Source organism: Bacillus sp. JJ1764, assembly GCF_036962145.1.
In the GTDB taxonomy this organism is placed as follows: domain Bacteria; phylum Bacillota; class Bacilli; order Bacillales; family Cytobacillaceae; genus Neobacillus.
Window position 1 is genome coordinate 20695 of sequence record NZ_JBALNY010000058.1, and the last position, 8347, is coordinate 29041.

General features: G+C 36.4%; 9 protein-coding genes. 6 read left to right on the forward strand and 3 right to left on the reverse strand.

The features are described 5' to 3' along the window. Nucleotides 1-42 precede the first annotated feature (42 nt). From V7083_RS09920 to tatC, 6 genes are all read left to right on the forward strand, one after another. On the forward strand, nucleotides 43-912 hold the full coding sequence (locus V7083_RS09920) for a LysR family transcriptional regulator (protein WP_335477365.1): 870 nt from the start codon (nucleotides 43-45) through the stop codon (nucleotides 910-912). A 138-nt stretch (nucleotides 913-1050) separates the two neighbouring features. Then, nucleotides 1051-1965 (forward strand): DMT family transporter, encoded by a 915-nt coding sequence (locus V7083_RS09925; protein WP_335477366.1) that lies wholly within the window; start codon nucleotides 1051-1053, stop codon nucleotides 1963-1965. A 369-nt stretch (nucleotides 1966-2334) separates the two neighbouring features. Then, nucleotides 2335-2979, forward strand: a complete 645-nt coding sequence (locus V7083_RS09930) for a helix-turn-helix domain-containing protein (RefSeq protein ID WP_335477367.1) — start codon at nucleotides 2335-2337, stop codon at nucleotides 2977-2979. 40 nt (nucleotides 2980-3019) lie between these two features. Continuing rightward, entirely contained in the window at nucleotides 3020-3952 is a 933-nt protein-coding gene (locus V7083_RS09935) for an LCP family protein (protein ID WP_335477368.1), read from the forward strand. A 39-nt stretch (nucleotides 3953-3991) separates the two neighbouring features. Next, the gene (locus V7083_RS09940) at nucleotides 3992-4195 is read left to right on the forward strand and encodes a twin-arginine translocase TatA/TatE family subunit (protein ID WP_335477369.1); all 204 of its coding nucleotides are present in this window, start codon (nucleotides 3992-3994) and stop codon (nucleotides 4193-4195) included. 162 nt (nucleotides 4196-4357) lie between these two features. Further along, nucleotides 4358-5083: a twin-arginine translocase subunit TatC gene (gene tatC, locus V7083_RS09945; RefSeq protein ID WP_335477370.1), complete on the forward strand. Its 726-nt coding sequence runs from the start codon at nucleotides 4358-4360 to the stop codon at nucleotides 5081-5083. Between the two features lie 48 nt (nucleotides 5084-5131). Here the strand turns inward: tatC and V7083_RS09950 are convergent, their stop codons facing one another. The 3 genes from V7083_RS09950 to V7083_RS09960 are packed head-to-tail and all read right to left on the reverse strand — an operon-like array spanning nucleotide 5132 to nucleotide 8184. Next, complete coding sequence (locus V7083_RS09950; protein WP_335477371.1) at nucleotides 5132-6274, reverse strand: glycosyltransferase family 4 protein; 1143 nt, start codon at nucleotides 6272-6274, stop codon at nucleotides 5132-5134. 27 nt (nucleotides 6275-6301) lie between these two features. Beyond that, nucleotides 6302-6826 carry a phosphatase PAP2 family protein gene (locus V7083_RS09955; RefSeq protein ID WP_335477372.1) on the reverse strand — a complete coding sequence of 175 codons (525 nt, stop codon included), beginning with the start codon at nucleotides 6824-6826 and terminating at the stop codon, nucleotides 6302-6304. Then, complete coding sequence (locus V7083_RS09960; protein WP_335477373.1) at nucleotides 6823-8184, reverse strand: UDP-glucose dehydrogenase family protein; 1362 nt, start codon at nucleotides 8182-8184, stop codon at nucleotides 6823-6825. Before V7083_RS09960 ends, V7083_RS09955 begins: the two co-directional genes overlap by 4 nt. Nucleotides 8185-8347 lie beyond the last annotated feature (163 nt).

Genomic DNA, 8347 nt, shown 5'->3' on the forward strand with positions numbered 1-8347 from the left:
TTATAATATTAGTATTAGAAAAACTTATATAAGAGGGCGATTATGAATCGGTATGAAATTTTTTTAAAAGTACTAGAAAAAGGGAGTTTTTCAAAGGCTGCACAAGAGCTCGATTATACACAATCAGCCGTTAGTCAAATGATTCATTCCATTGAGGAGGAACTATCAACCACGTTAATCTTTCGGTCCCGAAAAGGAATTAGTCTGACTCCAGACGGGGAGCAATTTTTACCATATATTCGAAACGTCTGCTATGCCCATAGAGAATTGGCCGAGAAAAGCAAGGAAATGCGAGGATTAGAGAACAGTAGTATTCGAATTGGGACATTTTCTAGCGTGTCTAGTAATTGGTTGCCCATTTTTTTGAAAGATTTTAAGAAAATCTATTCTTCTGTCCACTTTCACCTGCAACAAGGGGAATACAAGAGCATTGTTCAATACATAAAAGAAGGAAGTGTTGATTTTGGATTTGTAAATCCTGATGCAGTAACAGACTTAGAAACGATTCCACTGACAACCGATGAGATGCTTGCTGTGTTACCTTTGAACCATCCACTTAAAGATAGGGAATCTGTTTCAGTTTATGACTTAGTAAATGAACCGTTTATTTTACTAGATGAAGGAGACTTAAGCGAACCATTAGAAATATTTAAGCAGAAAGGATTATCCCCAAATCTACAATATCGGGTGCATGATGATTATACGATTATGTCCATGGTGGAAAATGGATTAGGGATCTCAATTTTACCAGAGTTTGTACTGAATAAAGTGAACTATCAACTTGTCGTAAAACGAATTGAACCCTCTATTAGGCGGACAATCGGAATAGCCTTTAAAAATAGAAAAACATTACCGATATCTAGCAGGTACTTTATTGATTTTCTTGTTAAAAGATTTCAAGAGCAAGGGTAATTAAGTTTTAGGCACAAGTAGTATTTGCAATTTTACGTTATTCTTCATCCTAAATGGAAAAAATTATAAATATTGTTTTTGTTGATACAAGAGTTTTAATATAATTGAACCTAACAAGTATTGATGAGGGGAGATAAAGTGTCTTCAAGAAAGATTGTCATTATAGCAGATTTATCATTATTAGGAATTGCGCTTGCCTGGGGTTACATATTTGTTCTAACAAAAGACCTATTGAATGAAATTTCTCCGTTGTTTCTGAATGCTGGGCGATTTCTTTTTTCGGCCATGATTTTGTGGATTTTTAAACAGAAGAATGTTAGAAAAGCAGGTTGGGATGTTTGGAAAAAGGGAGTGCTCTGCGGGCTGCCATTATGGTTGGCGTTTACTTTACAAACCTTCGGGATTGAAAATACAACTCCGGGAAAAGCAGGAGTTCTTACAGGGACTGTCATTATCATAGTTCCTTTCCTGTATTTCGTGTTTTCAAAAGTGGCCATACAAAAAGGAGTCATCATTGGCTGCCTGTTAACGTTCGGGGGATTAGCCATACTTTCATGGGATGGAGGTTCGATGAAAGGGAATATCGGAGACCTTCTGGTGCTTTTATGTGCCGTATTCTTTGCCATTCATATTTTAGCAGTTGACCGAGTGTATGAACAAAGTGATTCCATTGATTCTTTTGTTTTCATCATGATTCAGCTTTTGGTCGCTGGAGTGATGAGTGTTCCGTTTGCCTTTTTGCTAGAGCCTTTACCAAGTTCTCTAAGCTCGTATGGATGGTTTGCTTTTGGATTCGATACCCTTATTGGAACATTGCTTGCATACATTGTTCAAATAAAAGCTCAACAGTATTCCCCGCCAACCCATGTTAGCTTGCTACTTTCCCTCGAATCGTTTTTTGCTTTTTTATTTTCTTGGTTGTTATGGGGAGAAGTATTGACAAGGAATGTTCTGATTGGGGTATCCCTTATTTTACTAGGCGTTTTTATGACTGAACTGCTCAATATTTTAAGACCTATAAGAAAATCGAATATGGAAAGCGAAGCTCCTTAATGGAGCTATTCAAGATCAATGAAAGACTATTGTAAAACTGTACAATAGTCTTTATTTATGTAACTGTCACTTTGAAACTAGCCTTTTTATGGAAATGTTGAAAAAATGTCAATAAAAGTGACGTTTAACTAGCTTATAATTAGTATAGACTAATAGGTTAAGTTCATACGTTTGTTGACAAATTGTCAACATTTATTTATATTTTATTATGATGATTATGTACTTTTACACTCTATGAATTACAGTAATTATTAAAATAATAGGCTCTGTTAAACTGACTGTTGATTTCCGCTCCAATCAACAGAGTGTAAAAAATAAACACGTTCTTTAACACAGCCAAATAATAAAAAATTTGGAAGGAAAGCGGAGATGTCTGAGGGAAAAATGAATCGTAATCTTGGCTTGTTTCTGAAAAAGGTATTACATGAACGTTCGTTATCTATGCGGAAGCTTAGTGAGCTTACGGAAATTGATCCTGCTACCATTTCAAGGATTATTAACGGGAAGCGCAAAGCAAATATTGAGCATTTGCAAAAAATTGCTGACAAATTAGGAATTCCTATTTCAGAACTATTGGATGCTGCAGGTTATTCAAATGAACGGAAGATGAACATACCAGAATCAGATTTTTTTATGTCTGTTGATCATATTCAACAGTTACTTGAATCATCCAATTTACTAGATAATGATTTTAGTATTTCAAGTGTTGAGGGGCAATTAGCTCATTATGAGCAATATGTACAAACAGATGAAGGAAAAGAAAATATCCTTAAAAGTTTTAAGGAAAAGCTTAAGAAAATTGGCAGTATTGGCCCATTTATTAATCAGCTTCAGGAAATGTATGAGAAATTTCGATTCAATAAGGGAACTCCACGAGAACTAGTTTTGCTTGGTAGTGCACTAGTCTATTTTATTGTCTCGGTGGATGTTATACCAGATTATATATTTCCCGTCGGTTATATTGATGATGCCATGGCGATCCAAATTGTTACAAGATCACTATTAAAATTGTGATCATGCCATTTTTATAATAAAAATGTGGGGAAGGTAATCTATGGAAAGAATGCAAAGAAGAAAAAAGTTTAGATGGAAACGATTTATTTTGTTTATATCCTTTTTAGTTGTTTGTGGTGTGAGTGCTTATGGAGTTTATGAATACAAACAGGGTGTTTCGTTAGCTCAGGACGGAAAATGGAAAGATAAAGATAAGGAAGCGGACTCCTTTCATGGTGAGGACGTCAAATTTGGAAAGATAAATGTTCTTCTTTTGGGAAGTGACACACGTGGCGAAGAACATGCGAGAACGGATAGCATTATGATAGCCCATTATGATCAAGATACGCATCAACCCAGGTTGATCTCAATTATGAGAGATACTTATGTCGAAATTCCAGGGCATGGGAAACAGAAAATAAATGCAGCATATGCGTATGGTGGGCCAGAGCTTCTTAGACAAACCATAAAAGAAAATTTTGATATCGATATAAATTACTATGCAGTGGTTGATTTTGAAGGATTTTCTAAAATTACGGATATAGTGGCTCCAGATGGAATTGAAGTGGATGTTCCTCATGAAATGACATATGGAATTGGAACTACCATAAACCAAGGAATACAAACTTTACATGGTGATAAATTGTTAGGATATGTTCGTTATAGGCATGATAATATGAGTGATTTCGGTAGGGTGCAAAGACAACAAGAGGTGATCGGGAAACTTGAGGATCAGGCTTTAAGTGTAAGTACTTTAATAAAACTTCCTAAATTATTGGGAGTTATAGGTCCCTATGTAGAAACGAATATGGATACACCGACTATGTTGTCTTTAGGAAAAGATTTGATTTCCAACCATTCCAATGACTTAAAAACAATGAGAATTCCTGTAAATGGTTCTTTTACGAATGAACGGTTTAACAATGTTGGCGATGTGTTGAGTATCAATCTTGAACAGAATAACACAGCTATTAATAAATTTTTATCTTCGTAACATGAATAAAAATAGATACCTGGACTGGGAGATGATTAAATGTTATCAAATATTGGTGTCCCTGGGTTAATATTAATCCTGGTTGTAGCTCTTATAATTTTTGGACCAAACAAACTTCCCGAAATTGGAAGGGCGTTTGGGAAATCATTGAAAGAGTTTAAAAAAGCAACTGAAGGCATAACAGAAGATATTAAAGAAGAAATGACTAAAGAAGTAAACTCAGACGATAAAAAACAGAAATAAAAAAATAAAAGCCTTTTTAGGTTTAAATGCAAGATGTAATAGAGCATCTTGCATTTTCTAATTCAGGCTACTATAAAAATGGTTATTACGAGGACACTGGAAAAAATATTCTCCTAAAGATAAGGTTTAGGATATTTAGTATGATTGGCAGGCGTATTAACTTTGACAAATAGAGAAGCTAGTTTAATGGATCATCTCGATGAACTACGAAAAAGAATCATCATAACTGCAGTAGCTTTCATTCTGTTTCTTGGTTTGGGATTGGTTTATGTGAAAGATATTTATCATTTTTTTATGGGGAATCTCGGCTATAAACTAATGATTTTAGGACCCAGTGATATTATGTGGATTTATTTTCATTTAGCTGCAGTAGTTGCTATAGCCGGAACAATCCCAATAGCAGCATGGCAAATCTGGTTATTTGTAAAACCTGCTTTAAAACCATTGGAAAGAAAAATTACTTTGGCATATATCCCAGCCTTTTTCTTTCTTTTCATTGGAGGATTGGCATTTGGTTATTTTATGATTTTCCCTAATATCATGAACTTCCTGATCAATTTGGGGAATGATTTAATGATAACTTCCTTTACGGCAGATAAATATTTTAGTTTTTTAATTAACATGACGTTACCTTTCGGTGTAGCGTTTGAATTACCGCTTGTCTCCATGTTTTTGACAACTTTAGGGTTTGTTAATCCATACAAAATCGGTAAACTTAGAAAATATGCCTATTTGATTCTGGTGATTATTGCCTCTATGATTTCTCCACCAGAATTTTTTTCTCATATTTCTGTCTCAATTCCATTGATTCTTATTTATGAAATAAGCATGTTGCTATCAAAAATAGTGTATAACCGAAAACAAAAAGCCCTTCAATCAGTGGAATAACATTTAGTTGCCTATTTGCTCCTTTAGAAACATGTATCGATACCGCTATTAAACAATGTTTTTCATTTTATTTTCTTCAATAACGGTGGAATAATGCTGAAGAAGGTGCTTAAAGATGGTTTCCCAATTTTGTGCGAGTGCATATCTTCTTCCTGCCAATCCCATTTGTTCACGTAGGGATTCATTTAATAATAGTTTCTGAATGGCATTGGCAAATTCGGCGGGATCCCCTGGTGTGCACAGTTCCCCTGTTACCCCTGGATTGATAATGTTTTTTACTCCTCCGGAATTGGCGCATATAGCCGGTGTGCCGCTGGCAAGTGCTTCGAGTACCACATTTCCAAATGTTTCAGTAGGAGAGGGAAAGACAAACAGGTCTGAGGATGAATAAATCTTTGCCAACTCTTCACCGGCTATATAGCCGGTGAATTTCATATTTGCCGGAGCTGCCTTTTCAAGCTCTTTCCTTTCGGGGCCATCACCAATAACCAGCCATTGAACATGGTCATTGATTTCAGACGGCAAAGCTTTTGCTGCCGATAGTAGAGTTTTTACATCCTTTTCAGGTGCCAATCTTCCTACATAGGTCAGAAGGAATTTTTTCGATATTCCTAATTGTTTACGAACATCACTTTTTTCATAAAATGGATGAAATGTATCGGAATCAACCCCCCTAGGCCATATTTCCAAGTTCGTATATCCCCGATCCTTTAATTGGTTTAATGTCTCTTGGGATGGAACAAATAGTTTTTTACAAGAGCGATAGAACCAGTTCATGTATGTCCAGAGAGAAGTGGAGAGGAAGGAAAGACGATAGAATTGTAAATAATAATCGAAATCAGTATGATAAGAACCGACCAGAGGAATCTTAAACTTTTTGGAAAAATACAAACCGCTTAAACCGATATTAAATGGTGTAGCTACATGAATAAGATCGGGTGCAAACTTTTGTATTTCCGTTTTGACCATTGCTGGTTTTGGCAGGGCCAGACGGCATTCAGGGTAAAGAAAAAATGGAAAGCTATTAAAATAAAGGGTATGTTTTGAATCGGATGGCAGGGTAGCGGGATTCGGTGCAAAAATCCTATAGGGAATATGTTGCTGGTCCAAGAAAGATGCATATCTTTTAAGAGTTCGTGCAACCCCATTTATGTCAGGATAAAAGGTATCTGTGAAAATGGCAATTCTCATTATTTCACATCCTGTCACTTTTTCTATTCATGCTAACCAGCTAAAGCACGATAATCCCATGCAAGAACCCAATACTGCCCCAGCCAGAACATCTGAGGGGTAATGAAGACCTAAATATATTCTGGAAATGCCTACCCCGATGGCCAGAGGTATAAGTGCAAACGAAAGAAATGGAGCAAAGATGATGAATGGCAGGACCATAGAAAATATGGCTGTAGTATGTCCAGATGGGAAAGAATGGTCCGTTAATGGATTTTCTGGGAATCTTGTATTGGATATTAGTAAATAAGGCCTTTTTCTGGGGAATGCTAATTTACATAATTGTACGGGAATATGGCTGATTGAAAGGGCTAGAGTGCTAGAAAATGCAGTCACTTTCATTTCGTTTGTGGAAAAAGCGATTAGAATCAATGCAGTTGCAATTGAAAAGTATACTCCACCCAAGTTGGTAATGGTGCGAAAGAATAGGTTTAAGTATTTTCGATCAAAATGGCGATTGATTAGCTGAAAGATACGACAATCAGCTGCGTAAAAAAACTCCATCCATCTCATTGATTTGTCCCCAATACAAAATGATTTTCTATGATGCTATTTGGCAGGTTTTTAAGGTTTATTGGTGGTCTGCCAATTGAAATATAAATAATCGAATGTTTCTCTATTTCTTTTAAAGAAAAACAATTCCTGCCATCAATAATAATAGGGTTACACATATACGATTCATAATCGGCTAATGGAAGATGTTTTATTTGATCCCACTCCGTTGCAATAATGGCTAATTCCGCACCCAGCAGGGCATAGCGGATATTTGTTTCATATTCGATTGTTTTTCCAAATATTTTTATGGCATTGGGAATGGCAACGGGGTCATACGTAGTCACACTGGCTCCTTCATCCAATAACTCCTGAATGATTTTTAAAGATGCCGCTTCTCTCATATCATCCGTTCCTGGCTTATAAGAAAGTCCAAGCACTGAAACTCTTTTCCCGTTTAAACTTCCAATTGTCATTTTTGCCTTTTGAACAGCCAATGATTGCTGCTTGTTATTGACTTTGATCACGGAGTTCAAAATTTCAAATTGGTAATCCAAATTGGCTGCTAAATGAACAAGAGCTTTTGTATCCTTTGGAAAGCATGAACCGCCATAGCCAAAGCCAGCCTTAAGAAATTGGGGGCCAATCCGGCAATCCTTCCCGATTCCTTTGGCAACATCCTCGATCGTTGCCCCCACTTTTTCACAGATATGGGCGATTTCATTTATAAAGGTAATTTTTGTGGCTAGGAATGCATTGGAAGCATACTTAATCATTTCTGCACTTCTTACATCTGTTTTAAAGATTGGAATATTTAATGGCTGATAGATTTGTTCCAAGACTGTGACCTCTTCAGGATGTTCCGTACCGATAACAATGCGGTCAGCGTGAAAGAAATCATGAATTGCAGTACCTTCACGAAGAAATTCCGGATTTGAGACCACCTCCGCTTGGATCGATGGAGGTTTATTACATTCAATAATTTGTTTAATTTTATCATTCGTTCCTACAGGTACTGTGCTCTTTGTGCAAATTACCACATCGTTTTGGAGGTGATCGGTCATAGTACAGACAGCAGTATAAAGGTATTCGAGGTTGACCGAACCATCTGGATGTTCAGGAGTCCCAACTGCAATAAAGATGACTTCGGCATTAGAATAGGCATAGTCAGGATTTGTGGTGAAATGGAGATGACCGGAATGCAGTTTTTTTTCTAATAAAGAATGAAGGCCAGGTTCGAAAATGGGAGGACGCCCCTTTCGAAGCATACTAATTTTTTCCTCTTCAATGTCAATGCATGTTACGTTATGGCCTAATTCAGCTAAGCAAGCACTTGTTACCAACCCTACGTAACCTGCCCCTGCAACTGTAATCTGCATCCAATCCCTCCCAAATGGTTTGTTTACTTTATTGTATTAGATTAAGTGGCGATTTTTCATAAAGAACATGTAAAGTATTTAAAGAGTTTGTATAGGACTACTATTTAAAGAGTAAAGCCGGTTTAAGGATCAATAAACCGGCTTTACAAAAAGGCTCTGTTAA

Excerpts from the sequence above, each read along its gene's own strand:
- V7083_RS09960 (WP_335477373.1), bottom strand. The coding sequence starts at position 8,184 with ATGCAGATTACAGTTGCAGGGGCAGGTTACGTAGGGTTGGTAACAAGT.
- V7083_RS09955 (WP_335477372.1), bottom strand. The coding sequence starts at position 6,826 with ATGAGATGGATGGAGTTTTTTTACGCAGCTGATTGTCGTATCTTTCAG.
- V7083_RS09940 (WP_335477369.1), top strand. The coding sequence starts at position 3,992 with ATGTTATCAAATATTGGTGTCCCTGGGTTAATATTAATCCTGGTTGTA.
- V7083_RS09920 (WP_335477365.1), top strand. The coding sequence starts at position 43 with ATGAATCGGTATGAAATTTTTTTAAAAGTACTAGAAAAAGGGAGTTTT.
- V7083_RS09930 (WP_335477367.1), top strand. The coding sequence starts at position 2,335 with ATGTCTGAGGGAAAAATGAATCGTAATCTTGGCTTGTTTCTGAAAAAG.
- V7083_RS09950 (WP_335477371.1), bottom strand. The coding sequence starts at position 6,274 with ATGAGAATTGCCATTTTCACAGATACCTTTTATCCTGACATAAATGGG.
- V7083_RS09935 (WP_335477368.1), top strand. The coding sequence starts at position 3,020 with ATGGAAAGAATGCAAAGAAGAAAAAAGTTTAGATGGAAACGATTTATT.